Below are 24,850 nucleotides of genomic sequence, written 5' to 3' on the forward strand. Positions count from 1 at the left end.
CCTCCTAACTGTTTCCTAACAAAAATGATAGCTTCTAAGTTTAGTGACGGTTTCTTTTCATAAAGCATCACGTCCAAAAAAGCTAACCGTGAGACGTGCTGCTGATTTTTCCCACTAAAAAACCGCAGAAGAGAGTTCTCTTCCGCGGTTTAATGCACGACAAATAAGCCGTGATTCACACGAATTTTTTACTCCCAAAACGCTTACGGAGTTAGCTGTCGGATTCGGGTTATGGAAGTAACCCTACTCAGTTAAGAGATTCACCCCTAGTACATACGTACAAAATATTGGGTCCCCCGCTCATAATTGATTAAGCGTATCTTTGTTATTTAATTTTTAGACTTAATAATAGTTTTTACTGCTGCGTTTAAAACTTTGATTAGCTAACGTAGACAAATAGCGGTTTGCTAGATCAAAAGATTGCTGATCGCACATGGCCCGATATTCAATCATTTGAATCATTTGCTTAGATAAATGCATCCTGACGCTCCTTTCACCTATATTTTGAAAGGAGCGTACTATCCGCTGTTATAGAAAACGACCACGATTACACCATCCTCTCTCTTAACGCTTACGAAGTTAGCTGACGGGTTCGGGTCAAGAAAGTAACCCTACTCAATTAAGAGATTCACCCCTGATAATTGGGTCCTCCGCTCTTTCCTTCTCTTTCAGAAAAGACTCAGCGTTTCACAGTGGAACGTTTCATGAGAGTAATCTTACTCCTGTTAAAATTTACTGTCAACAACATTTTTTGAAATTTTAAAAGCTTTATTTTTCTATATTTATTCATTATTTTAAAATAATAATTTCAGAAGAAAAAAGCGTTCTTATCGAGGAGATAAGAACGCTTTTTTTAGCTCATTTTCTCAATTTCATTTACAAGAATTGAAATGGCATCCGTTTTTGTTGCTTCACGCATTGTACGCTTCATCGTACTTGCCTGCTGCTGAAGCTCATTTACTTCACGCAAAAACAGTTCTTTTGTTAACTGCTCTTCTTCTACAACCATACAGTAGCCTTTTTTCTTAAAGGATTGTGCATTTAAAATTTGATCTCCGCGACTCTGTGCTTTTGATAAAGGAATAATCATCATCGGTTTATGAAGAGCTAAAAACTCAAAAATGGCATTGGATCCGCCGCGTGTAATCACATAATCAGTTGCCGCTAGAACATCAGGAAGCTGTTCGTTTACGTATTCTAACTGACGGTATCCTGACTCTTTTTCAAGGCTTGTATCAATATTGCCTTTTCCGCAAAGGTGTACAATTTGGAATTTCTTTTGCAGTTCAGGCAAAGACTCTCGAACGATTTCATTAATACGGCGTGCTCCTAAACTTCCGCCCATAATCGTTAAAATGGGGCGCTTATCATAAAAGCGTAGCCAGCTTTCCCCGTTCGCTGCGCTTCCGCTAAATAGCTCTTTTCGAATAGGTGAACCAACAACCTGCACTTTTTCTTTTGGAAAGTAGTTTGCGGCTTCATCAAAAGAAGTAAAAATTTTAGTGGCAAATTTCTGCGCAATTTTATTTGCCAGTCCCGGTGTTAAATCACTTTCATGAATGAACACGGGAATGTTTAAAGATTTAGCAGCCATTACAACAGGAACTGTGACAAAACCGCCTTTTGAAAAAACAAGAGAAGGCTTTAGTTTTTTCAGTACGCGACGCGCATCGCCAACCCCTTTTGCTACTCGAAATACATCTTTTACATTTTCCATATCTACGTATCGACGCAGCTTCCCGCTTGAAATCGCATGATATGGAACGTTTAATTTTGTAATTAATTCTTTCTCAATACCATTGTGAGAACCGACATAATGGATATCCCATTTTTCACTGTCTAATTCTTTCATAATGGCAATGTTTGGCGTTACGTGCCCCGCTGTTCCGCCTCCGGTAAAAACGATAACTTGCTTACTCATTTTTTCTTCCTCTCTTTACTTCACTTAATCGATCTGTTTTGACATCAATTTTTATCTGATCTTTTTAGCATGCAATCTGACATGTAAAACGATGGTTTTATTATAGCATTTTTCTTTTTACATATGTATGATAAGGCGTATAAAAGCATGCTATACTTTTCATAAGGAGTGATGATAATGAACAAATCTGTACCTGCAGTAAAAGGTGACACAGTGGATTCCGAAACGCGCTGTACGCACTATCATACGGATAAAGATATTATTGCAATAAAATTTTATTGCTGTCATACATATTATCCATGCTATCAATGTCATAACGCACATGCGGATCACGACATTAAAAGATGGCCAAAATCTATGTTTAATGAAAAAGCTATTCTTTGCGGAGTATGTAAACATGAGCTCTCAATTAATGAATACTTAACCTGTAACTCGACTTGCCCTCACTGTCGTTCTTCTTTTAATCCTGGATGCAGCCTGCATGGACACATTTATTTTGAACAAAAAAGCTGAACAAAACATCGTTCAGCTTTTAAAATAATTGCTCATCTATATTTATAATGGAAGGAAGCAGACCTGGGAACAGTTCCTCAAGTTCTTCTAAACGCAAGGAATAATAGTGCTGCGTACCTTCTATACGTAGTTTGATAATTCCAGCTTCGCGAAGTACTTTAATATGATGTGATAGCGTTGATTTTGATACATTTAATTTTTGATAATACGAACAGGTCTGCTCCTTTCTTGTCGCTAAACACTGTACAATTCGCAGCCGGTTAGGATCACTCAATGCATGTAAAATAGGCGTTAATTTAATTTCAGATTTCGGTGGTTGATAAGGTTTTCTCATGCTTAAAATATAACACAGCTTCTTTTGTGTATCAATGTTCGATAACTTTCGAACTAAATTCCTTGCACTGTTATTTAATCGGTGTTATAGTTTCATTGTTCGATGATATTCGAACTTATCTTCATTTTAATCGTAAATTGAATGAAAGATTAAAAACAAAACAAATAATATAAAGCACCATCATTATTAAAGGAGGAATCACCCATGATTCATTTACAAGCTTCAATGAAAGTTAACCCAGCAAAAAGAGAAGAATTTTTAGAAAACGTACAAGAACTAATTAAGCATTCTTTACAAGAAGAAGGAAACAGCAACTATCAACTATTTGAAGATGCTTTTACACCTAACACATTTATGATGATTGAAGAGTGGAAAAGCGAAGAAGCAATTCAAGCACACAATAAATCAGCTCATTTCCAAAGTTTTGTAGCATTTGCTCAAACTGGCGTACTTGTAGCACCTTTAGATGTAAAAACATTACAAGGCTAAAAATAACTTCTTTGAAAGGATGACGCATCATGAATGAAGCAATTCGTACAATTCAAGATCATCGTTCTATCCGTCAATATACAGACGAAGCAGTAAGCGACGAGCATTTAGATACAATTATTCAATCTGCTCAGTCAGCCGCTTCTTCTATTAACGGACAGCAAGTAACTATTATTAGCGTCCAAGATAAAGAAAAGAAGAAAAAGCTTTCAGAGCTTGCAGGCAACCAAGCGTGGATTGACCAAGCTCCTCTATTTTTAATCTTTTGTGCAGATTTTAATCGTGCTAAGATTGCAGCTGAGCTTAACGATGCGCCTCTTGGTGTAACCGATGGACTTGAGTCAATTTTAGTGGGGGCAACCGATGCTGGAATTTCTTTAGAAGCAGCAACAGTTGCAGCAGAGTCACTCGGTTTAGGTACAGTACCAATCGGCGGAATTCGCAGAAAGCCACTAGAAGTCATTGAGCTCCTAGATTTACCGGAATACGTATTCCCAGTAAGCGGTCTTGTCGTTGGACATCCGGCAGATCATTCTGCGAAAAAGCCTCGATTGCCACAAGCTGCTGTGCACCATCGTGAAAGCTATAATCATGACTTAAAGTCATTGATTCAAGACTATGATGCTGAAATGGCAGAGTATATGAAAAAGAGAACAAACGGTGCAGATGACCGCAACTGGTCACAAACTGTATCCGCTATTTACAAAACCATTTATTATCCAGAAGTTCGAGCGATGCTTGAAAAACAAGGATTTAAATTCGAATGATCAAAAGCTGCGATGTTCATCGCAGCTTTTTTTATCTACTTTAACAGCGTCTTGAATAGACTAAAAGTAATACTCGATAAATGAGGTGTTTGGATGGAGTTTATTTTAATTTGTAATTTTCTTTTAGGTGCAACGGCAGCGTTTTTATTGGTGCCGGCTTTTACAAAAAAGAACACCCTTCACGTGACTTTGCTGTCTCTCCTTTTCCTCCTTTCAATTGTTCCAACCTTTCTTCTCGCTAATCCACATATCGGCGTTTTACCTTGGGCTATTCGAGACGGTCTTCTATTGTTTTCCGCTTTCCTTTTCTTTTATCTAACCTTCACTTTAAGCAGATGGAAAACACTTTTGTTTTTTCTTCTCCTTTTACTGTCAATTGCTCCTCTTGCCTACGTCGTATATGATGACTTCACGCATACGTATATAGATGCCAATATCGGACTTGGCCTAGGCTTCTTATTGACGTGGCTCTTAACAACCTTGTACAATATTTTGGCTATTCTTCGATTTTTCCGTCAGAAATCTCAGTAAACACGTTAAAAGTTAACAAACAAACGAATAGTTGATTTTATTTAGTATACGCTAACAACTGCACAGTCCTTCTCTTTACATAAAGCTGTGTATACTAAAAAAGGAGTGATACTTGATGAAACGACTATTCGTAATGGTAGCAGTGATTGCCTTCTTGGCACTTAGCCGCATGTTAGTATTTGCCGCTGAAACACCTCCTGCTGCAGATGAGCGACCAGCTCAAAATGCAGAAGTTCGTATCGTTCATGCTTCACCGGATGCTCCAGCTGTAGACATTTTTGTGGATGACAAAGCTTTAGTAGAAGGAGCAAAGTTTAAAGATGTCTCCAACTCCCTGCCTTTGTCAGCTGGTTCTCATAAAGTAGAAGTATACGAAGCGAAGACAAAAGGAACAAAAGATTCCATCATCGAAGCTACCCTTGTTGTAGACGGTGGAAAATCGTATACAGTAGCCGCTGTAAATAAAGCCGAAAATCTTGAACTGCAGGCTTTCACGAATAATAAGCAAGGGATGGATGGAAAAGCAAGCTTACGTGTTGCTCATTTATCTCCTGATGCTCCTGCGGTAAACGTAGGTCCTAAAGGGGCTGCTCCTTTATTTAAAGATCTGTCTTTTAAAAGCATTTCAGGTTATCAAATAGTAAATCCGGGTTCGTATGATTTATCTGTTTCCACAGCAGACGGAAAAGAAATACTAAGTCTTCCTGGAACAAATCTTCAAAGCGGTAAAAACTATACGGTTCTCGCAGTAAATACTGCTGATAAGCTTGAGACCATTGTTTTACAAGATAATTAATTAAAAAAACGTCATTTCAATTGAAATGACGTTTTTTATAGACTGCGCTGAATGAATTCTTCTTTTTTGTACTCATAGGTAGAAATATCGTTCCACAATCGTTTTGAAAGCTCGTATTTCATACCTTCATATTTTTTTCTAGCACGTTCGCTCGAGCGTAACTGCTCCCTGAAATTAATTCGTTCATTCCAGTAAGGTGATTCACTGACCGTTACGTACACATGACTTCTTCTAGCATCATGTGGAATGAGCTTACGGGCATTTTTAGCTGTCATAATTGGAGGGTAGTGTGCAGCTGGAACGCCTTCTTTTAATAAGACGAACATCTCTTTTTCCGCTACGTATACGTGAGATTTATTTTTTAATATAGCGCGCACTTCATTTATGTCTTCTTCGCGTTTGACGCCGATTAAAATATCAACGATTGGTGAACCTGCCAATCCTGGAACGGACGTGCTTCCAATATGTTCGATGTCTACTGAAAAATCTTTTAGTGTATTAAGTAACGCTTCTTTTTCCATTTGATACAAAAGCGACCACTTTGTTTCATACTGAACAATCTTTCGCATATCAGTTTCCACCCTTTCACTTTTTTATACTGTACCATGTTTCAAAGTAAAAAGAAAGAATTTTCTAACTATTTACTTTTGGTTTATGCTATGAGCTTTTCCATCGGTATAGACAGGCTTTATATTATTTTATATATTTTTGTTATTTTTATTCTGAATGTTTCATAATTGTGGATGTTTCCTCCTCCAAAAGATAGATACTCTTTTATTTGCTATCTCTCCTCTATCATATTCACATTCAGCTGCTTTATACTATTTTACATTTTTTCTAGTATAAAACATGTCCTCAAAACATCGGTGAACAAAGGGCTAAAGACCTTTATATGCCCTTGACATCCCTGCATTTCACCTTTGATATAATTATATTTTACATTAATGTAAAATTTTATCGTTAAGGATGGCAGATAGTTCAAATTCATTATACAATTGAAATTCGACATATAGTATGATGGATAATATCGGCATTATGAGATAATAGTAGATTTAACTCAAAATTTTGGGCTATTTGCCGATATATGCTTTGTATACTAATTAACTTATGTTGAAATTTGTAATTTGCAAGGAGGAAAAAATGAATAAAAAACATGTCATGTACACAGCCGTTTCTTCTGTTCTTTTAAGCTCTTCATTGCTTTTGCATTCGATTGACGCAGATGCAGCTGAATCGGCCAAAGTAACTGCTACATCGTTAAATGTACGTGCAACGCCTAGTACAAGCGGCGCTATCGTTGGAAAAGTAACGAAGGGAAACACCGTTAATATAGTAGATGAAAGCAAGGGATGGGCTAAAATTACGTATAACGGTAAAGAAGCTTGGATTTCATCTCAATACATAAACAAAACACAAACAAACAGTACGTCTACGGCAAATTCGACATCCAAGTCAGCCGTTGTTAACGCCAGTTCATTAAATGTTCGCTCTTCTGCGAGCACAAGCGCGTCTATCGTGACGAACTTATCCCGAGGTTCCAAAGTAACGGTGGTAAAAGAAAGCGGATCTTGGTCACAGATTAAAACGGCAGCGGGTCAAACAGGCTGGGTAGCGAGTCAGTACCTACAAGCAGGCTCCGGTTCTTCTACACCGACTAGTAACTCGAGTTCTACGACATCCAAGTCAGCTGTTGTTAACGCTAGCTCATTAAATGTTCGCTCTTCTGCGAGCACAAGCGCATCGGTCGTGACGAACTTACCGCGCAATTCAAAAGTAACGGTGGTAAAAGAAAGCGGATCCTGGTCACAGATTAAAACAGCATCAGGTCAAACGGGCTGGGTAGCGAGTCAGTACCTACAAGCAGGCTCCGGTTCTTCTACACCGACTAGTAACTCGGGTTCTACAACATCCAAGTCAGCTGTTGTTAACGCTAGCTCATTAAACGTTCGCTCTTCTGCAAGCACAAGCGCGTCTATCGTGACGAACTTATCCCGGGGTTCCAAAGTAACGGTGGTAAAAGAGAGCGGATCTTGGTCACAGATTAAAACAGCATCAGGTCAAACAGGCTGGGTAGCAAGTCAGTATTTACAAGCTGATTCCGGACAGTCTTCACAAACAGCCCAGTCGATTCAAATTACAAAAGCTTCAAATTTACGCAGTCAGCCGAGCTTAAGCGCGGGCATTATCCGTGTAGCAAAAGCGGGCGAACGATTCAAAAAAGTAGGCGAAACGAATGACTGGGTGCAAATTCAGTACTCTGCAAGTCAAACAGCATGGGTGTCAAAAGGGTTAACAGCTGCAGCAGGTTCTACAACTTCAGCTAGTTTGCCTTCCCCATCTGCTGCTTTAAAAGATAAAATTATTGTAGTAGACGCTGGACACGGCGGATATGATCCTGGTACTTCAGGCAAATCATCGATTGAGAAAAAACTAGCGTTAACAACCGCAAAACTTGTGGCAAGCCGCTTAGCTAATTCGGGAGCAAATGTATTTATGACGCGTTCAAACGATACCTTTATTTCACTGAGCGGACGTGTGAACGTTAGTGAAGCAAAGCATGCAGATGCGTTTATCAGCATTCACTATAACGCTTCTACTTCATCTTCTGCAAACGGCATTGCGTCATTTTATTACAGTGAATCTAAAGATAAAGAATTAGCAAAATATATTCAAGAAAGCATGGCTGAAAATGCGCCTTCTATGAAGGATATGGGGGTTCGTTTTGGAGATTATTATGTTACTCGAGAAAACAACCAGCGTGCTGTACTTCTTGAATTAGGCTTTTTATCAAATGCTCACGATGAGCAAATTGTTTCTTCTAATGCGTATCAGCAGCAAATATCTACAGGTATTTATCAAGGAATTGCTCGATACTTTGCAGCTAATAAATAATAAAGGCCCTCATTATGAGGGCTTTTATACTACCAGCTTGCTTTTTTAACACCTGGGATTTGTCCTTTGTAGGCCAATTCCCTAAAAGCAATGCGTGACATTTCAAATTTTCTAAGATAGCCTCGAGGGCGACCGGTAACGCGGCAGCGATTATTTAAGCGCGTTGGTGAAGAATCTCTAGGCAATTTTTTTAACGCTTCGTAATCTCCTTTTTCCTTCAACTCTTGGCGCAATTGCGCATATTTCGCTACTATCTCTTGGCGCTTTTGTTCTTTTACAACTTTTGATTTTTTAGCCAAACTCTTTGTCATCCTTTCGCTTTATCAATTTTTTATTTGAAATACGTAATCATTACGATTTAATTATTTTGAGCAAGTTACTTTTTAAATTTAATCATATTCTCTTCATTCTTTCAACTTGTTTGCTTCCACACTTACATGTAGCCTAACTCTAGGCTGCTGTATAAACATAAATAAAATTGTATGTCAAATGTAATTAATTCCTTCATCTCCTATATCATACAAAGAGCCCTACATATTCCATTTTGTAGGAGGATTTGTATTTACAGATAATATTTCAATAATATTACAGTTCATTTACATATTAATAACTTCGACAAATTTAGCGGTTATCTAGTATATAATCATCTTAGAAATTCCAAAAATAATATTTTGTGTACTCAATAAAATATAAAAGTAAAGGTGATTAAAAATGAAATCGACTGGTATTGTAAGAAAAGTAGATGATTTAGGTCGTATCGTAATTCCTAAAGAGTTAAGACGTGTTCTTGAAATAGATGTAAAAGATCCTGTTGAAATTTTTGTCGAAACAGATCGAATTATTTTAAAGAAATATGAGCCGAACGGTGCTTGTGCGATTACTGGCGAAGTATCTTCTGACAATGTAACAATCGCAGATGGCAAATTAACTTTAAGCCGCGAAGGTATGGAGTTATTACTTGAAGAGTTAAAACAACGTAATTTCTAATAAAAAGAAAAGCAGCTGCTCACGTGCAGCTGTTTTTCTTTTTATTAAAGTTTTTTCTTCGCTTTCTGATTTTCAGATGCTATACTCAGAAGCGAATACATAATAAAGGAGCCTTTCATCATGACAGTTGAACAAATGACTCATCACTTTTTAGCACATCGAAACGTAACTAATGAATTAATCAACAAAATTGAAGCAGGTCACTACGAATACAAGCCTGCCCCGACATCTATGTCCGCTTTTGACTTATCTAGGCATATTTTAACATCCTTTTATGCATTTGCATCAGTGGTAAAATCCGGTGATTTATCTCCGCTTGGTCAAAAAGCTGATTTTAGCGGTAAGACATTATCGGACCTTGCAGCTGAATATACGGAAAAAACAGTAGCCGTATTGCGCTCACTTAGCGAAGCTGACTTAAACAAGACCATTGACGCAACTGCAGCGTTTGGAAGAAAGCTTCCCGGAAGACAGCTTTTACAAATGGCCATTGATCATGAAATTCATCATAAAGGAAATTTATACGTCTACGTACGTGAGATGGGTCATACAGACCTTCCTCTATTTGTTCAGTTCGGTTAATGGTTATAAAATAGTTCGGCTTGTAAGCGCCCAAGCTAGAAGTTTGGTGCGCTTTTTCTTTGGAGTTTTCGGCATAATAAGTAAGATATATGGTATAATTCTATCAATAACTTCATATCTACTATTCAAAGCTTGTTTCTTCTTATAAAACGATCGTCATCATCTTTTACAAAGGAGGAATCACTTCATGAGTCAAACTGTTAATCAACAAAAAATTGCTCAAGTGTATCATCTTCCGTTTGTTTCTTCATTTGGAGGAAGTGCTATGAACCTTCTTTCTCCTCAAGCTGGCGAACATATTTTAGATATTGGCTGTGGCACTGGCGAATTTATTTCGCAGCTCAATAAGCTTCATGTCCGTGCAACGGGCATCGATTGCTCTGAAAATATGATTGAACAGGCTCGTCATCAGTACCCGACTCTATCCTTTGAACAGTTAAACGCCCTTAACCTTCCTTATTACGAACAATTTGACGCAGTTTTTTCCAATGCAACTTTACACGACATCCGTCCCTCTCACCTTGTCATTAAAAATATTTACAATGCTTTAAAACTAAATGGCCGATTTGTAGCAGAATTTTGGGGAAAAGGAAACATGGACGAAATTTTCACAGAAATCATTCGTCAATTCAAAACGTTTGATATCCCTTATAACGATGTAGATTTCCCATGGTACTTCCCTTCTGTAGCTGAATATTCTTCTCTTTTGGAATCACAGAATTTTCAAGTCACCACGGCCATACACTACAGCCGGCCCCTCTTGTTAAAAGGGGAAAACGGCTTGCGTAATTGGCTCGAAACAAATGCAGCCCCTCTTTTTGCTCACGTGACGACAGAAACTAAAAATGTCCTCATTACGCGCTTAGAAAATCGAATGCAAGACAAACTATTTCAAAACGGATCTTGGCTAGCAGAAGCTAAACATATACGTGTACATGCTGTAAAACGAGATTAAAAAATGGACGTGATTCTATTCACGTCCATTTTCGTTAAAGTGCAGCCAATATCCTTTTCCTCGAATCACTTCGATTTCTAAATATGTTCCTATTTTTTTGCGAACCCGGTAAATCAGCGCATTCAGCTCTTCCGCTGCTACCAGAATTTCTCCATTTGACTCTACTCGTTCAGGCCAAACGCTTTTTTTTAATGCTTCTTTTGAAACAAATTGATTGTTATATTCTAGAAGGTAAGCTAAGCACGCGTATTCTTTATCTGACAGAATATACGTTTCCTCTTTTACTTTTACTTTCTGCAAAATTGGATCTAATGTGTAAAATGGCTTATTTATTTGTTTTAGCAAAGGTCCTAAATCAAGGGTTGCATCCATATCATCATTTCTAAATACTAAAGCTGCCTCCTCATTTGCTAAGGTAATGACATCCTGCTCTTTCAAGAAACGAGGGGTTCCAGGCTGTAACTCTTCTCCGTTTACTTTTGTCCCGTGTTTACTAAACAAGTCTGTAATGAAAAATGCATTGCTTTCGTACGTTACTTCAAAATGCTTGCGTGAAATGTAAGCACTTTGAAAGGCCAGATAAGGCTCCCATTCTTCACTGCTTCGTCCGATAATACAAGCTTTATCTTTTGGAATAGGCACGGAAGCTCCTTCATAAAAAGGAGCACCGTTCCGAATAATCAACATACCGTTCATTGTTTGCTCACACTCTTTTTTAAAATTTTCTGACTCTTATCATGTAATTATAACACTCACATTTATTGAGATTTCTTCCAACTTTGGATAACATCATAGTATAGTCAGTTATATAATAAAGGTTGTTGCCATGTAAGTAAACCTTTAGAGCAGTCCTTTTCTAACTGAAAAAATACGTATTCTTTGCCCTGCTGTAACGTGGATACAATTTTTTTGTAAAATAATTTGTTTTTTAGTAACTTTGACATATGTTCTCTCTTTTTAAAGCGGAGTAAAATAGGAAAATACGTGAAATATTTACATAATGGAGGAAGACCAATGGGACGTTTGCCAAAAGATAGAGAAATTCAAGCGATTAAACGACGCGTTGCACTGGTATTGTTAATTATTGGATCATTTATTTTAACAGGTGCTAGCTTTAGCGTTTATTGGTTTATGATGTTAAAAATATAAGATTTTTTTATAAAATAAAGAAAAAAGACATGGTTTTGTTCCCATGTCTTTTTTAGGTTTATTTTTTTCTAAGTTTATTCTTTCTCAGACACTCCCGCAGATTGAAACGTAGCCATATTAGCAATCATCAGCGAAGCCGAGTGCAGCAGCGGAAATGTAACAGCAGCTCCACTTCCTTCACCTAACCGAAGATTGAGGTTGAGAAGCGGTTTCTTGCCAAGAAGCTTCATTGCACACGCATGACCTTGTTCAACAGATTCGTGACTAGCAAACATATAGTCTCTTGCTTGTGTATTGATTTCTGTCGCTAGAAGAGCTGCAACTGTACAAATAAAACCATCTACTAAAATAGGAATACGGTGAGCAGCTGCCGCCAGCATAGCACCTGTCATCCCTGCAATTTCAAGCCCCCCTATTTTACTAATAATATCAATTGGATCCTGAGGGTTGATGTGCCTGTTTTGCAGCGCTTCTTCAATTACCTTCACTTTGTGGCGCAGTTGTTCGTCAGAAATCCCTGTGCCCATTCCTGCAAGCTTAGAGACTTTTTCTCCTGTCAATACAGCTAAAATAGCCGTGCTTGACGTAGTGTTTCCGATGCCCATTTCTCCCACAATCAAACATTTAATTCCTTGGGCAATAAGCTCTTCAGCTTCTTCATATCCGACTTGAACAGCCAATTCTGCCTCACTGCGCGTCATCGCGTCTTCTTTATAAAAACTTGCTGTGCCCAGCTTCACTTTGCGTTGTACAAGATCCTTATGGGAAAGGTCAGAAGCAATGCCGATGTCAATCAGTTTGAACTGGGCATCTATTTGCCCACTAAACACGTTAATAGCTGCTCCTCCCTGCAAAAAATTCAGCGCCATTTGTGCCGTTACGTCTTGAGGGTAAGCTGAAACTCCTTCTTGTACAATTCCATGATCGCCTGCAAAAACGAGGACTCCTGGCGGCGTGACTGTCGGAAAAGCTTCCCCTGTCATGGCCGCTAATTCAACTGCTATTTCTTCGAGCCTTCCAAGGCTTCCTATCGGTTTGGTTAATGTATCAATATAGCGTGCCGCTTTTTCGCCAGCGCTTGTTTGAAGCGGTGGAATATAAACGTTTATCATATGTACAGCTCCTTTATTTCAGCAAATGTCTACCGTTTAATTTAACAGGATTTTGTTTATTCTGGCTAGTCTTTTTTAAAGTAGATAATTGGATAGAGTTCCCAAGACTTAGTTATACTAGTAAGAGTTGCGTATAGGCAGTATGTTGAAAGGAAAGATTTTATGACAACGAAACAGCACAAAAAGGAAAAGGCAGGTCGGCTCATTTATCGCTACATTATGATGTTAATTGGAGCTTCCTTGGCTGCCGTTTCTATCGAATTATTTTTAGTCCCAAATTCCGTAATTGACGGCGGTATTATCGGTATTTCTCTAATTTTAGTTTACTTAACGAAATTGCCGTTCAGTCTACTTATCATCATCTTTAATCTCCCTTTTTTATATAGTGGATACAAACAAATTGGTCGTAGCTTCTGCTTTTCATCTATGTTTGCAGTTGTTGCTTTATCCATTGTAGAATCTCAATTGCACCATGTTCCAGCTGTAACATCTGAACCGCTTCTTGCTACCGTATTTGGCGGGCTCCTTTTAGGAGCAGGTGTAGGAACGGTCATTCGTCACGGTGGAGCGTTAGATGGAACTGAGATTTTAGGTATTTTATTAACAAAAAAAATCCCGTTTTCTGTGGGTGAATTTGTGATGTTTTTAAATATCTTCATTTTCGCTTGGGCAGGGTTCGTGCTAGGTTGGGAACAGGCCATGTACTCAATCCTTACGTACTATATTGCGTCTAAGACAATCGATGCGATCATTCAAGGGCTTGATGAAACAAAAGCAGCTTTTATTGTGTCAAATCACTATGAAGAGCTATCAGACGCTATTACGCATCGTCTAGGCCGCGGCGTGACGAAACTGTATGGTAAAGGCGGATTTGAAGGTACAGAAAAAGAAGTCATATACGTAGTTGTGACGCGTTTAGAAATTACCAAGCTTAAAACCATTATTTCTGAAATTGATCCACAGGCATTTACAACCATTATGGATACCCAAGAAGCGCAGGGCGGCAAATTCAAATCAGCCATTCACTAACTATACATAAGCGTGAATTTCTCTGAGCATGCTAATAGCTGACTACCCGTAAAGGAGATCACCACAATGAAAGAACAAATGTCCAACTTATTTAACCAATTAAAACAGTCGGTTTCGGATGTATCTGATAAGTTATATGACAAAGTACATACGCTGCAATCTTCATCAGGAGTGAGTGTTTTTGAACTGTATGAATGGATTAAAGAAAATCCAAGCGCAAGCGTACAAAAGCAAACGCTACTCGGGATTTCGTACTCTTTCTATGCACTCCACGAAGACGGCGTTTTTTTCTATATGGAAACGAAATATGATTATTTACTTTACATGACTATTTATAGTCCAACACGTCATTATTTCACCTATCATTCTTACCGAGATTCTTTATCAACAGTGACTCCCTTGACGTTTCCTATTACTAAATAATAAAAAGCTCCTCAATCGAGGAGCTTTTTTTATATGGTTATCTTCCTTTTCGGACTTTAAAGATAAACAGCGCAAGTAAAAAACCGCTCGTCGCAGTTACTATTTTCCACGCGTTTAAGATTGGATTTTTTTTCAAGGTCCTGCTCCTTCCTTGCGGCTATACTAAAAATAGGATGGCCGCCTTTCAAACAGCTAGTCCAACTTCCCCCTACTATTCATACCATCATCTAACATATAGCCCACCGACATTTTCATCAATTTCACTTTTCATACTATAACATATTTTTGCCATTTAGTAGAAGTCTTAAAAGTAAAAGCTGTACTTCTCTTAAAAAAAACGGTATTGAACCCCTGCATTTTCTTTACCGTTCATTTTTTGATAAAGGTTTTGAGCAACTTTATTTTCACTGCTGCACTCAGCGGTCATTCCTGCAAACTCATACTTTTGAGAATAGGCAAGGCAAATCTTAAACAAACGTTCACCAATTTTATTTCCTCTGTTTAAAGGAGATACGTACAAATCTTTTAAGACGCCTGTTTCTTTAAAATAATGGGTGCTCCACGATACGTACACCGTCGCAAAACCTACTAGTTTCCCTTCCGATTCAGCAACAAACTGGATACCGTAGGAAGGATTATTCAATAGACGCTTAATATGTAAAGTTAAAGCTTTCCGGGAAGGGTCAGGCTGCTCGCAGAATTTCACTATATATTCTTGCATTAACGTAGCCAGTCGCTCTCGATCAGTTTCAACCGCCTGTCGAATGACAACCATTTAATCACTCCTTTTAGCTCAACGCTCTTAACATAATTCGATAGCTATACTTTTTTTCCTTTCGTTTTCGTGAAAAGCTCCCTACTTTTACACAAGGGGATATTTAAAGCAAACAACCTTATACGGCTTATGGTTGAGGAGAGAAAATACGCTGTTTTAAAAAAAGGTTGCAAACAGCAACCTTTTTTAGTTAGCAAGCGCATAATTTCGTAAGAATAAACCTAAGCAGCCGCTGATTACAATCAGTCCTCCTGCCGTTAGAAACGCCGCCGTCACATTTAGCGAAGCAACAGCGCCAAGCAGCAGCACCGAAAGTCCAAACGTCACATATGAAACGCTCAGCGTAGCGGAAAGCACCTTAGGAAGCTTTTCTAAAGGAACGGCCGTTTGTGTAAGCGTGTAAGAACACGTAGCGCTTATTTGAAGGGCAATGCCAATAGTAAAACTAAGTAAAAGGGAAAGAAACGGCACAGATATCACTCCGAACAATAATGTAAAGAAACCTGAAAAAAGACTGCCTAGTATTACGATATGATAAAGACTTCTCTCTTGCTCAACTGAAATCTTCAGCAAAACGAAACCACCAAGAACCGTTCCAACAAAAAAACTGCTGTTAATATATCCCCACCAAGCTTCATTTTTATTTAATATTTCTTTCACAAACACGTAGACAATAGCTGATGCCCAAACGCCGGCAGCCATCCCTTCTAAAACCTCCATGACTAATAAAACCCGCAGGCGCGGATAATGCCAAATTAGCTTCCATCCCTCTTTTAACCCTTGTTTTTGCTTCGTTTTAGAAGAATGAACGTTCATGCGAATGGCCTGCATGAATACGAGTGACAAACCAAATAACGAAAATGACAGCCATAAAAGGCCGGTAGCATCCCAGCTAATAATCAGAAAGCTTCCAAGCGGATAGGCTGCAATTTGAATCGTTTGATCCGTGACATTAAACATACTGTTCCATTTTAACAGCTTCTCTTTATCTACTAAATGAGGAAGCATAGAGCTTTGAACCGGAGCTGCCCACCCATCGAAAAAAGCAATAAGCGCCACGCAGCACAGCATGCTGATAAGCGACATATGCCACAAGAAAAACATAGACAAAACACTGGTTTTTAACAGCTGAGACACCACAAGAATACGCTTAGCTCTGTAGCGATCTATAAGAAAAGGCACCGTAAAACTGCTCAAAAACTTAGCAGCCGTAATGGTAAACGGAATGCATGAAAGCAGCACAGGAGAACTATTTTGAGCGTAAAGAATGCTTATTAACGCAACAATATATAATACATCTGCTAAATTAGCTTGGCTTTGACCAAACCATAAAAAAAGTACGGAACGATTTTTCACGACAATCCCTCTTTCTTTTTAGTATGACTGAAAAGAAAGAGAATCCTACACGTAATCAACCCCTTTATATAACGGCTTGCTTTTATCGACTTATTACAATCGTATGCTTTTTACAGAACACAACTTTTATATATATTAAAAAATACAAATAGTTAAACAGTATGGTAAAAAATCAAGAAATTGTCGTGAAAACGAAGTTAGATTAACTATAGAATATCAGAGTTATAGAATCAATACTTTTTACATAATTTTCTTTTTTCTTCTTCTTTACTTCTAAATAACCTAAGCTTGTCATATACATAGATGGACGAGTACTCCCATTAAAATTTAACGTATAGGGTGAGGAATATTTTTTCGAGAGTGGTTTCGATTTGCTGTGGCAGCTTATTAATTGGACTAGGGCTAAACGGATTTATTGCTCCGTATCACTTACTAGACGGTGGACTTATAGGATTTGGGCTTATCGTATATTATGTGTTTGGAACTCCTATCGGAATGTCCATTTTCTTTTTGAACGTACCTGTCTATTTATATGCTTTTTTTCGTCATCGCCAAAACTTTTTTTATGGAAGTATAGGTTTGTTTGTTTCTTTTTTTATGACAGAATGGCTGTCTATTCTCGAAGGCACGCTGGAGCTTCCTTTGCTCTTTAGCTCATTGCTTGGAGGCACACTCGTAGGAATGGGAATAGGACTGATGCTTCGCTACGGCATCAGTTCGGACGGTCTGGATTTAATCGCTATTATTGTATCAAAAAAATGGAAAATCAATATAGGAATAACCATTTTTATCTTAGACAGTACGATTATGATAGTGGGCTTACATATTATCGGATTTACAGCTTTTTGCTACTCCATGCTTGTTATTACGATGAGCAGCATAATGATTATGCTCTTCACTTCTCCGCGATGGCTGTCTTCATAAAAAAAACGCTTGAAGTTTCAGCGTTTTTTTTATTTGTTTCCTACTATCATATTTATGTGATTGTGGAGAACCGTAATCGTTGAAGGTGTTGTCGTTTCTTTTTCTCCATCACAATCTACCGTTTTTTCAGGAGTGGTTTCAATATGGACTTCTTTTGTCCGAAAATGCATAAGGTTGCTTTCAGGGTCAAGCTGTTCCTCATCAGGAGTTGTTTGTAACCATGCCATAACCGGCTCGATTCCCATTTCTTTAATAACGAATACATCTAATAATCCGTCTTGAAATGAGCTGTTTCCTAGCATAGCGCGAGTTCCTCCTAAAAAAGGACCGTTCCCAATTAACACCATAACTGCTTCTCCTTCATAGGAAGCTTTTTCGCTCGTCATTTTTAATTGAAAAGGCTCTGCTTGATTTAACGTTCTACCTACGCTCATGTAGTAAGAGAGCTTACCAAATTTCTCTTTATTTTCTTCTAAAATATTTTCAGATACATCAGCTACGAGACCGATTCCCCAAAAGTTTAAAAAATAATCTTCGCCATGTTTTCCAACATCCACTGCTTCCGTCTGCTTTTCAATAATTTGCTCCACTGCTTTTAAAGGATTTTGATTCATTCCGATTGCACGCGAAAAGTCGTTGCACGTTCCTCCGGGTAAAATAGCAAATACAGGGCGTTGCTTCAGCGGAGCAAGAGCGTTGATCAACTCATAAATCGTCCCGTCTCCTCCTGCTCCAATAATGACATCCGCTTCGCCTTCCAATTTTCTTACCAGTTCTGCACCATCTCCAGGTTGCTCTGTTTTATATAAAGTAACCGCCTCAAATGCTGTGTTTAACCGATCACATATAAAGTCAATTTCATTTACTAATTTTTTGTTTCCTGCGTTTGGATTCAAAATCACTGCTGCCTTCATCTTTCTCTCTCCTCTATTCATATCTTCCGTTTCACCTTTTTTCCCTTTCTTTTGAAAAAACAAACCTTTTGAAATATGAACGTTTTATGAAACCATTCTAATAGTGCTTTTTTTACTTTCAAAACCTGCTATAATAATTTTCGGACTTGTATTAACAAAAGATGGTTATTGAGAGGAGCTTTCTATACGTGTCAATAAAATGTATGACGCAGCTATTCGCAAGTTGTTTTGTTTTTTTACTTTCCTCAGTCGCTACTTGGTATAACGGCTCTTCGATGCTTGAAGGACCTTTATCAGCTAGTTTGACCGGAGGGCTAACAAAGTCCTCGGCGGTTCATCACTATTCTCACATCGATTATTTGTTATATACAATTAAATTCCACCCTCAGTTTCCAATTATGATGATGGTGAGCGGGATTTATTTGATTGTATTACTATCTATTATTGGGTTCAAAAAGCGGTATGGATTGATTAGCTCCTGCTGTTTATGTATCACAGCTCTCTTATGCTACAGCAGCTATAAACTTTCACATACCCCGACCGAAGGTGAACACGCCATGATTACCTCTAGCTTAGCTGCAGCAAGTTTATGCTTAGCAGTCGGATTATTCTATTTATTAAAGCGATTTTATTCTCAAAAAGAATATATTTAACCATATGAAAAAAACGTCGGATCTACCGACGTTTTTTATGTGAAATCCGGTTTATTATTGATTTTGCTCAACTGGCGTATAACCGATATAAGCAGACTGAGGTCGGTAAATACGATTATTTTCTGACTGTTCTACGACATGAGCTGTCCAACCAACCACACGGCTTGCTGTGAAGGTCGGAGTGAATAGTTCAGACGGAAGCTCAACCGCTTTCATAACCGCTGCAGCGAAATATTCTACGTTGGTATAAATGCCTCTCCCCGGCTTGTATTCATTTAGTAATTCAATTGTTTTATCTTCAATTTTAACAATTAAATCAAATAGCCCGTTGTCTCCTGAAATTTGTTTCGATACTTCTTTTAATGCTTCTGCTCTCGGGTCATGTGTACGATAAACGCGATGACCAAATCCCATGATTTTCTCTTTATTATCTAATTTTTTACGAACCCAAGGCTCAATATTCTCTTCACTTCCAATTTCATCAAACATGTTAATAACACCAGAAGGAGCTCCTCCGTGAAGCGGACCTTTCATCGCGCCAATTGCTCCGCATATAGCTGAAACCATGTCAGATTCGGTAGATGAAATAACGCGTGATGAGAAGGTTGAGGCATTCATTCCATGCTCAATTGTCAAAACAAAATAGGCGTTTAGCGCCGTAACCAAACTTTGATCTGGAATTTCTCCGTTAATCATGTATAAATAGTTTGCTACATGATCCAAATGCTCGTTAGGCTCTACTACTTCTAAATCATTCATTTTACGATACCAATAGGCAATAATGGTAGGTGTTACCGCTGTAATCGCAAGCGCCTGCTCTTTTGTCGGAGGCCAGCTGTATGAAGGGTCTCCTAACGCCGAGATACATGTGCGAAGCGCGCTCATCACTTCTGTATCTTTTGGCAAACAGTCCATTAACGCAACAATATTAGCTGGAAGCGTACGATGAGTCACCATCTCTTGTTTAAATGCTTTTAACTCATCATGATTTGGCAGCGTACCGTTCCAAATTAAATAAGAAACTTCTTCAAAAGAATAATTGATCGCCAAATCTTTTGCCCAATATCCGCGATAAATCAGCTGACCTTTCTCTCCATCAACATGCCCTACTTTTGTTTCAGCTGCAACGATTCCTTCTAGTCCTTTAACATATGTCATCTCAACCACTCCCCCAATTATTTTTAACAAACCGGCCCTTTTTTTTATGTACGGCTCGTTTGCAGAATGAATAGACTCACCTTAGTGGTGCACTATACCATTTTATTCCTCTTTCTTAATTGTCAGAACAGTATACAAAATGAACATTTCAACACGTGTTATTTCTGCGCTCGCGGCTTTGTTTTACGGGAGAAAAAAATATTTTTTTAGGATTTTCTTCGAGGGTACTTTTTTGTTAACGCTTACAAATATGCGGGTTTCTAACGTATTTAGAGGAATTTGATATGCTATTTTTAGATGAATCACTATTCACTTCCTTATGTAAGAGTTTACATTTATTTGAATCATAAGTAAAATAGATAAATAGAATAAATAGTATGAAAACTAAGAATACTAGTGAGGAGAATTTATGGATATTCGAGAACTGCAACATTTCATGGAAGTAGTTAATCAAAAAAGTTTCACGAAAGCAGCAGCTGCAATTCACTTGTCTCAGCCAGCATTAAGTAAAATTGTAAAAAAACTAGAAGAAGAACTCGGCGTAGACCTTTTTGATCGCTCTACTCGAAAGCTGACATTAACCGATGCAGGACAGATTGTGTACGGGCAAAGCCAAAAGCTGGTATCCACTCTTCACGAGCTGCATGCTCTGTTAGATGATTTACGAAATCTGCCTACAGGAGATATTAAAGTAGGAATTCCTCCTTTAGTAGGGACTGTCGTTTTCCCGATGATTGCAAAAAACTTTACATCAAAACATCCTCAGGTGAAATTAGAGCTTGTGGAGCTTGGCGCAAAGCGAATTGTCGAACTTGTAGAAAACGAACAAGTAGACCTTGGCATTATCGTATTGCCTATTCAAAACCCTCTTTTTCACGTCTATCCGTTTATTGAAGAAGAGTTTAATTTATACATTCATCATGAGCATCCCCTGGCAGCTAAATCAATTGTTGCTTTGAGCGAGCTTAGAGAAGAGCCGTTTGTCCTGTTCAGCAAAGATTTCTCTCTTCATGATCGCATTATTCATGAGTGCATTCAAGCGGGTTTTCATCCGAAAATAGCGTACGAAAGTTCTCAATGGGATTTGATTATTGAACTAGTTGCTTCTGAATTAGGTATTGCTATTTTACCAAAGTCCGTGTTTCCGAAAATCAATAATCCCTTTATTAAAAGTATTCCAATTGCCGCACCTACTCCAATGTGGGAGCTCGGCATCATTTTGAAAAAAGATCGCTATATGTCATATGCTACACGAGAACTTTTATCCTTCCTAGTAGACCAAGACATCATTTTGCCGTCTCATACGATGTCAGCAAACTCTTAACAAAAAAGCCTCTTCTTTCATTAGAAAGAGGCTTTTAGTCATCTTTTATATCTTCTTCAATCTTTTTGTGATCCGATTGACTAAAAAAAAGCATCCCCCTAGCAGAACTAGCAGCGCAATTCATTCTTCTATGATCACCTTACCCCTCCGAATATGATTTAATAAATGTTTAATTGTAACAAAAGAAGTGTATACAGAAAGAGGAGAAGAATAACTTTTTTCTCCTCCACCCTTTTAACTTACATTTTTATTCACAGCAATAATTTCACTCAGGTTATTCATATAAATAATTTGATCACCAAAGGTTCTATTTTTCAAAGCAGCCGTATGGTGCGGTTTCATGCCAATAATATAGCACGTGATCCCCATAAGATAGAAGGACTGCATAAAGCCTGCAAAAGCTTGAATTCCTTCGGTTGTTAATATATCTAGGCCCCCAAAGTCAAATAGAAGCGTGGTGTAATTTCCTTCATGTGCAAAGTTTTGCAAAATGGACGTATTTTCAGCTACAAGAGCTGTGTCTAAGTCTCCAAAAAGAGGTATAAGCCCTACTTTAGAGGATAATTTAATAAAAGAAGCGGACAATTGCTTAATTTTTTGTAATGATTTTTCGAGACGTTCTTTTTGTTCAAGCAGTTCAAAATCTGTATCTGCTAATCGTTTCCGATGGTCTTGAACAAGATTTGTTAGCTCTTGTATACGTTCATCTTGGCGAATACAAACTAAATGACCTATATCACTATCCCATTGAATTAAACATTCAAACAGTGAATACGGCGAATCATTGGTTTGCATCACAAGCTCTACTTTCTGAATAGCCTGGCCTCGGCTTTGGACAAGCGTTTGCTCATCATGGGGTTCGTCTACAGACAATTCTCGAGAATCTTTTTGGCGCAAGCTTAAAAACTTTCTCGCCTTTTCTTGACTAAATACGTCTACAAGATCTAAAAAATTAGCTGAAGGCTTAAATAAATGACCTGATTGTTGCGACCATTCCAAAATATTAAATTCAGTATCCACTAGAAAGTAAGGAATTGGAACATATTCAAGCATCGACATTAACTTCCACTCCTTTGTGATAACTGATTAACCAGTTATTTAGTTGGTAAAGATCCGGAATTAGGCGTGTATGCTCAGAACAGTAAGAATGGAAATCAATTTGAGAAACTAAACGCCCTCCTACCATTACTGTTGGTCTTGGTTCTAATTTGTCCAAAGTTTTGGTATATTCAGCAAGCCTCTCAATATGATAAGGAATGCTGACAGATAATCCTACCATGTGCGGCTTCCATTCTATAGCCATTTTCTCAGCGTATTCCAGAGGTAGATTGGCACCTAAAAAGCGAGTATTCCAACCATGTTCCTCAAACAATAAAGCCACCATCTTTAAACCAATGAAGTGCTGTTCTTGTTCCAAGCATAGAAGCAGTGCCCTTGGAGCGGTGTCTGAAGCGTGTCCCTGAATTTTTTTATAAAAGCGATAGCGAGTTAGCACATAATCACACGTCGTAGTTGCAACATGCTCATCAGCTACAGAAATGATATTTTCTTCCCACATATCTCCAGTTACTCGCATTGCGGTTGTAATTAAATTTTCGTAAATATCTAGGCTGTTCTTTCCCTGTTGGATTTCTTCCAGCACAACTTCCCAAGCGCTGTCTTGATCACCAGCTAATAAATAGCCTACAAATTTTTGTACTTGAGATTTCATTGTTTCACCTCAGTAAACGTAAAGCTTTTAAGAAACTTGAATAAAAGCTTCTCGTCTCTCTTTTTCAAGATCGCCTAAAATGTATACCACTTTTAGACTAACACATGTTGCCAATAGCAACAACCTAAAAATAGAATAATAACTTTTAATTTTACTACACTCAGTAAAGTATGACTAGTATTTCTCTAAATATTCTCCTTTCCCTTTTATTTATGAAAAACACCTCGGCATTTTTTACCGAGGTGTTTTTCCAGTTGTCATTATTTCGGCTGAAAGAATGTAAGTTCGTTTCTTTCTCTTTTAAGCATCGCTACTTATTTTCCACTTTTAATAGACTTTCAAACATATGTATTTATGACTCTTCTGCTCCCACCATAATACTAATAAGATAGAGCGCTGTCATAACTGAGCCGATTGTATTGCATATCAAATGAATATATTGGCTGGTCGCCATAAACAAGTATAAACTTAGCAACAGCAGCACCGTTCCGAACAAAAAAGACCATTTAAACAATGATAGTGGCCGCTTGAACTTTATACGCAAACAAAAAATGAGGATAAAGCCTACTAGCGCCATCACAAAGAAACTAACATTAAATAAATTGATAGTTATCACATTTGTTCACACTCCCTTTGCCCCCGAAACTATTATAACATATTTTTCCTTATCTTCATTCTTTCTCTAGAAGCAAACGCGTCGAAAATTGTTTTTTTGACGTGTTTATGTCACAATATTTTTATAAAATTTCCAAGGAATGAGGGAATGCATTGACTACACCTGAAGCTCAAGATTCAAAATGGTCCATTTTAAATAAGGCCCTTCATAGCTCACAATCTGGCATTATCGTGACGGATCCTTCTTTACCTGATAATCCAATTATTTACCTCAACCAAGGGTTTTCCCTTATGACCGGCTATAAGGAAGAAGAAGTTTTAGGGGAAAATTGCCGTTTTCTACAAGGTCCTCTTACAAACCCGCACCACGTTGATGAAATTCGCAGCGCTATCAGCCGCAATCAGTCAGTCTCTGTTACGCTTGTGAATTACCGAAAAGACGGCTCTTTCTTTCATAATCAGCTAACGATTGACCCAACATATATAGAAGAAGAAGATAAATATTACTTTATCGGTGTTCAAAAAGACGTTACCATAGAAATTACAGCCCAAGAACAGCTTCAGCAAGCTTTGGAAGAAGTTGAAAGACTATCCACTCCTATCGTGCCAATAGAGGAAGGAATCTCTGTTCTTCCATTAATCGGAACGTTAAACGAACGGCGTATAGAAATGCTATTCAATAGTTTCACCTCGCGTAACACAACCAGCAAAGATCGTTATTTAATCCTAGACGTATCAGGGTTAGCGCAATTTAATGATTCATTCGGCCGTGATATTCTTAATATTTACAATTGGCTGAAGCTCATGGGAACTCAGCTTGTTTTAACAGGAATTTCTCCTAACATGGCCATACATATGAGCACTATAGAAGATGATATGTCTTTTATTTTAGTCTATCAAAGCATTAAAGATGCCTTACCGAAGCTAAAGCTATAAGCAC

Annotated in this window: 30 protein-coding genes and 2 riboswitches; of the genes, 16 read left to right on the top strand and 14 right to left on the bottom strand. The window is 38.0% G+C overall.

All coding sequences use genetic code 11. The features are described 5' to 3' along the window. Nucleotides 1-186: 186 nt before the first annotated feature. A riboswitch (cyclic di-AMP (ydaO/yuaA leader) is annotated at nt 187-327 on the bottom strand. Between the two features lie 15 nt (nt 328-342). Together AC1VNJ_RS06345 and AC1VNJ_RS06350 are read right to left on the bottom strand one after the other, a co-directional pair. Beyond that, complete coding sequence (locus tag AC1VNJ_RS06345; protein WP_155278280.1) at nt 343-480, bottom strand: hypothetical protein; 138 nt, start codon at nt 478-480, stop codon at nt 343-345. 72 nt (nt 481-552) lie between these two features. Next, a riboswitch (cyclic di-AMP (ydaO/yuaA leader) is annotated at nt 553-695 on the bottom strand. Between the two features lie 158 nt (nt 696-853). Continuing rightward, the gene (locus AC1VNJ_RS06350; RefSeq protein ID WP_029714620.1) at nt 854-1,921 is read right to left on the bottom strand and encodes an undecaprenyldiphospho-muramoylpentapeptide beta-N-acetylglucosaminyltransferase; all 1,068 of its coding nucleotides are present in this window, start codon (nt 1,919-1,921) and stop codon (nt 854-856) included. A gap of 177 nt (nt 1,922-2,098) precedes the next feature. Here AC1VNJ_RS06350 and AC1VNJ_RS06355 point away from each other — a divergent pair, with 177 nt between their 5' ends. Next, on the top strand, nt 2,099-2,434 hold the full coding sequence (locus tag AC1VNJ_RS06355) for a CHY zinc finger protein (RefSeq protein WP_034270168.1): 336 nt from the start codon (nt 2,099-2,101) through the stop codon (nt 2,432-2,434). A 19-nt stretch (nt 2,435-2,453) separates the two neighbouring features. On the opposite strand, the gene AC1VNJ_RS06360 is transcribed toward AC1VNJ_RS06355, so the two are convergent. Then, nucleotides 2,454-2,768, bottom strand: a complete 315-nt coding sequence (locus tag AC1VNJ_RS06360; protein ID WP_013083811.1) for an ArsR/SmtB family transcription factor — start codon at nt 2,766-2,768, stop codon at nt 2,454-2,456. A gap of 204 nt (nt 2,769-2,972) precedes the next feature. Here AC1VNJ_RS06360 and AC1VNJ_RS06365 point away from each other — a divergent pair, with 204 nt between their 5' ends. The 4 genes from AC1VNJ_RS06365 to AC1VNJ_RS06380 all read left to right on the top strand — a co-directional run bounded on the left by AC1VNJ_RS06365 (nt 2,973) and on the right by AC1VNJ_RS06380 (nt 5,351). Continuing rightward, nucleotides 2,973-3,257 (top strand): putative quinol monooxygenase, encoded by a 285-nt coding sequence (locus AC1VNJ_RS06365; protein WP_013057729.1) that lies wholly within the window; start codon nt 2,973-2,975, stop codon nt 3,255-3,257. A gap of 29 nt (nt 3,258-3,286) precedes the next feature. Further along, on the top strand, nt 3,287-4,024 hold the full coding sequence (gene nfsA, locus AC1VNJ_RS06370) for an oxygen-insensitive NADPH nitroreductase (RefSeq protein WP_016764733.1): 738 nt from the start codon (nt 3,287-3,289) through the stop codon (nt 4,022-4,024). Between the two features lie 93 nt (nt 4,025-4,117). Next, nucleotides 4,118-4,555, top strand: coding sequence for a hypothetical protein (locus AC1VNJ_RS06375; RefSeq protein WP_033580605.1), 438 nt, complete (start codon nt 4,118-4,120; stop codon nt 4,553-4,555). Nucleotides 4,556-4,670: 115 nt separating this feature from the next. Further along, on the top strand, nt 4,671-5,351 hold the full coding sequence (locus AC1VNJ_RS06380) for a DUF4397 domain-containing protein (protein ID WP_034270178.1): 681 nt from the start codon (nt 4,671-4,673) through the stop codon (nt 5,349-5,351). A gap of 35 nt (nt 5,352-5,386) precedes the next feature. Here the strand turns inward: AC1VNJ_RS06380 and AC1VNJ_RS06385 are convergent, their stop codons facing one another. Beyond that, nucleotides 5,387-5,920, bottom strand: coding sequence for a GrpB family protein (locus tag AC1VNJ_RS06385; protein WP_028412757.1), 534 nt, complete (start codon nt 5,918-5,920; stop codon nt 5,387-5,389). 571 nt (nt 5,921-6,491) lie between these two features. Between AC1VNJ_RS06385 and AC1VNJ_RS06390 the strand changes: the two genes are divergently transcribed. Beyond that, nucleotides 6,492-8,243 carry an N-acetylmuramoyl-L-alanine amidase family protein gene (locus AC1VNJ_RS06390; protein ID WP_033580603.1) on the top strand — a complete coding sequence of 584 codons (1,752 nt, stop codon included), beginning with the start codon at nt 6,492-6,494 and terminating at the stop codon, nt 8,241-8,243. Between the two features lie 29 nt (nt 8,244-8,272). On the opposite strand, the gene rpsN is transcribed toward AC1VNJ_RS06390, so the two are convergent. Further along, the gene (gene rpsN, locus AC1VNJ_RS06395; RefSeq protein WP_028414364.1) at nt 8,273-8,542 is read right to left on the bottom strand and encodes a 30S ribosomal protein S14; all 270 of its coding nucleotides are present in this window, start codon (nt 8,540-8,542) and stop codon (nt 8,273-8,275) included. Between the two features lie 412 nt (nt 8,543-8,954). Between rpsN and AC1VNJ_RS06400 the strand changes: the two genes are divergently transcribed. The 3 genes from AC1VNJ_RS06400 (at nt 8,955) to AC1VNJ_RS06410 (ending at nt 10,767) form a co-directional block, all read left to right on the top strand. After that, complete coding sequence (locus AC1VNJ_RS06400; RefSeq protein WP_013057736.1) at nt 8,955-9,230, top strand: AbrB/MazE/SpoVT family DNA-binding domain-containing protein; 276 nt, start codon at nt 8,955-8,957, stop codon at nt 9,228-9,230. Between the two features lie 120 nt (nt 9,231-9,350). After that, nucleotides 9,351-9,812 (top strand): DinB family protein, encoded by a 462-nt coding sequence (locus AC1VNJ_RS06405; protein ID WP_482640474.1) that lies wholly within the window; start codon nt 9,351-9,353, stop codon nt 9,810-9,812. A 187-nt stretch (nt 9,813-9,999) separates the two neighbouring features. Then, nucleotides 10,000-10,767, top strand: coding sequence for a class I SAM-dependent methyltransferase (locus tag AC1VNJ_RS06410; RefSeq protein WP_482640475.1), 768 nt, complete (start codon nt 10,000-10,002; stop codon nt 10,765-10,767). A gap of 15 nt (nt 10,768-10,782) precedes the next feature. Here the strand turns inward: AC1VNJ_RS06410 and AC1VNJ_RS06415 are convergent, their stop codons facing one another. Further along, nucleotides 10,783-11,463: an FHA domain-containing protein gene (locus AC1VNJ_RS06415; RefSeq protein ID WP_033580601.1), complete on the bottom strand. Its 681-nt coding sequence runs from the start codon at nt 11,461-11,463 to the stop codon at nt 10,783-10,785. Between the two features lie 318 nt (nt 11,464-11,781). On the opposite strand from AC1VNJ_RS06415, the gene AC1VNJ_RS06420 reads away from it, so the two are divergent. After that, nucleotides 11,782-11,916, top strand: a complete 135-nt coding sequence (locus tag AC1VNJ_RS06420; protein WP_255219782.1) for a hypothetical protein — start codon at nt 11,782-11,784, stop codon at nt 11,914-11,916. A gap of 74 nt (nt 11,917-11,990) precedes the next feature. On the opposite strand, the gene cobT is transcribed toward AC1VNJ_RS06420, so the two are convergent. Continuing rightward, a complete protein-coding gene (cobT, locus tag AC1VNJ_RS06425; protein WP_430051170.1) occupies nt 11,991-13,028 on the bottom strand; it encodes a nicotinate-nucleotide--dimethylbenzimidazole phosphoribosyltransferase in 1,038 nt (345 codons plus the stop codon). Between the two features lie 162 nt (nt 13,029-13,190). Between cobT and AC1VNJ_RS06430 the strand changes: the two genes are divergently transcribed. Together AC1VNJ_RS06430 and AC1VNJ_RS06435 are read left to right on the top strand one after the other, a co-directional pair. After that, nucleotides 13,191-14,057, top strand: a complete 867-nt coding sequence (locus AC1VNJ_RS06430) for a YitT family protein (protein ID WP_033580599.1) — start codon at nt 13,191-13,193, stop codon at nt 14,055-14,057. 66 nt (nt 14,058-14,123) lie between these two features. Next, on the top strand, nt 14,124-14,480 hold the full coding sequence (locus tag AC1VNJ_RS06435) for a hypothetical protein (RefSeq protein ID WP_482640476.1): 357 nt from the start codon (nt 14,124-14,126) through the stop codon (nt 14,478-14,480). Nucleotides 14,481-14,808: 328 nt separating this feature from the next. Here AC1VNJ_RS06435 and AC1VNJ_RS06440 read toward each other — a convergent pair whose 3' ends face one another. Both AC1VNJ_RS06440 and AC1VNJ_RS06445 read right to left on the bottom strand, forming a co-directional pair. Next, nucleotides 14,809-15,255 carry a GNAT family N-acetyltransferase gene (locus AC1VNJ_RS06440; protein ID WP_328152954.1) on the bottom strand — a complete coding sequence of 149 codons (447 nt, stop codon included), beginning with the start codon at nt 15,253-15,255 and terminating at the stop codon, nt 14,809-14,811. A 186-nt stretch (nt 15,256-15,441) separates the two neighbouring features. Beyond that, a complete protein-coding gene (locus AC1VNJ_RS06445) occupies nt 15,442-16,611 on the bottom strand; it encodes an MFS transporter (RefSeq protein WP_430051173.1) in 1,170 nt (389 codons plus the stop codon). Nucleotides 16,612-16,971: 360 nt separating this feature from the next. Between AC1VNJ_RS06445 and AC1VNJ_RS06450 the strand changes: the two genes are divergently transcribed. After that, on the top strand, nt 16,972-17,535 hold the full coding sequence (locus tag AC1VNJ_RS06450) for a YitT family protein (RefSeq protein ID WP_033580595.1): 564 nt from the start codon (nt 16,972-16,974) through the stop codon (nt 17,533-17,535). Between the two features lie 29 nt (nt 17,536-17,564). On the opposite strand, the gene AC1VNJ_RS06455 is transcribed toward AC1VNJ_RS06450, so the two are convergent. Beyond that, complete coding sequence (locus tag AC1VNJ_RS06455) at nt 17,565-18,449, bottom strand: diacylglycerol/lipid kinase family protein (protein ID WP_028414373.1); 885 nt, start codon at nt 18,447-18,449, stop codon at nt 17,565-17,567. A gap of 188 nt (nt 18,450-18,637) precedes the next feature. Here AC1VNJ_RS06455 and AC1VNJ_RS06460 point away from each other — a divergent pair, with 188 nt between their 5' ends. After that, nucleotides 18,638-19,102, top strand: a complete 465-nt coding sequence (locus AC1VNJ_RS06460; RefSeq protein WP_223260182.1) for a DUF4306 domain-containing protein — start codon at nt 18,638-18,640, stop codon at nt 19,100-19,102. 54 nt (nt 19,103-19,156) lie between these two features. On the opposite strand, the gene AC1VNJ_RS06465 is transcribed toward AC1VNJ_RS06460, so the two are convergent. Then, nucleotides 19,157-20,260, bottom strand: coding sequence for a citrate synthase/methylcitrate synthase (locus AC1VNJ_RS06465; protein WP_033580593.1), 1,104 nt, complete (start codon nt 20,258-20,260; stop codon nt 19,157-19,159). Between the two features lie 409 nt (nt 20,261-20,669). On the opposite strand from AC1VNJ_RS06465, the gene AC1VNJ_RS06470 reads away from it, so the two are divergent. Then, nucleotides 20,670-21,584: a LysR family transcriptional regulator gene (locus AC1VNJ_RS06470; RefSeq protein ID WP_013083830.1), complete on the top strand. Its 915-nt coding sequence runs from the start codon at nt 20,670-20,672 to the stop codon at nt 21,582-21,584. Nucleotides 21,585-21,818: 234 nt separating this feature from the next. Here the strand turns inward: AC1VNJ_RS06470 and AC1VNJ_RS06475 are convergent, their stop codons facing one another. From AC1VNJ_RS06475 to AC1VNJ_RS06485, 3 genes are all read right to left on the bottom strand, one after another. Beyond that, nucleotides 21,819-22,643: an STAS domain-containing protein gene (locus tag AC1VNJ_RS06475; RefSeq protein WP_014459398.1), complete on the bottom strand. Its 825-nt coding sequence runs from the start codon at nt 22,641-22,643 to the stop codon at nt 21,819-21,821. Beyond that, nucleotides 22,630-23,295 (bottom strand): cobalamin B12-binding domain-containing protein, encoded by a 666-nt coding sequence (locus AC1VNJ_RS06480; RefSeq protein WP_165636530.1) that lies wholly within the window; start codon nt 23,293-23,295, stop codon nt 22,630-22,632. Before AC1VNJ_RS06480 ends, AC1VNJ_RS06475 begins: the two co-directional genes overlap by 14 nt. 352 nt (nt 23,296-23,647) lie before the next feature. Next, nucleotides 23,648-23,911, bottom strand: coding sequence for a hypothetical protein (locus AC1VNJ_RS06485; RefSeq protein ID WP_081751998.1), 264 nt, complete (start codon nt 23,909-23,911; stop codon nt 23,648-23,650). Nucleotides 23,912-24,063: 152 nt separating this feature from the next. Between AC1VNJ_RS06485 and ytvA the strand changes: the two genes are divergently transcribed. Next, the gene (gene ytvA, locus AC1VNJ_RS06490) at nt 24,064-24,846 is read left to right on the top strand and encodes a YtvA family blue-light photoreceptor (protein WP_033580591.1); all 783 of its coding nucleotides are present in this window, start codon (nt 24,064-24,066) and stop codon (nt 24,844-24,846) included. The last annotated feature ends 4 nt before the right edge of the window (nt 24,847-24,850 follow it).

It is taken from the genome of Priestia sp. 3CA3, assembly GCF_056836725.1.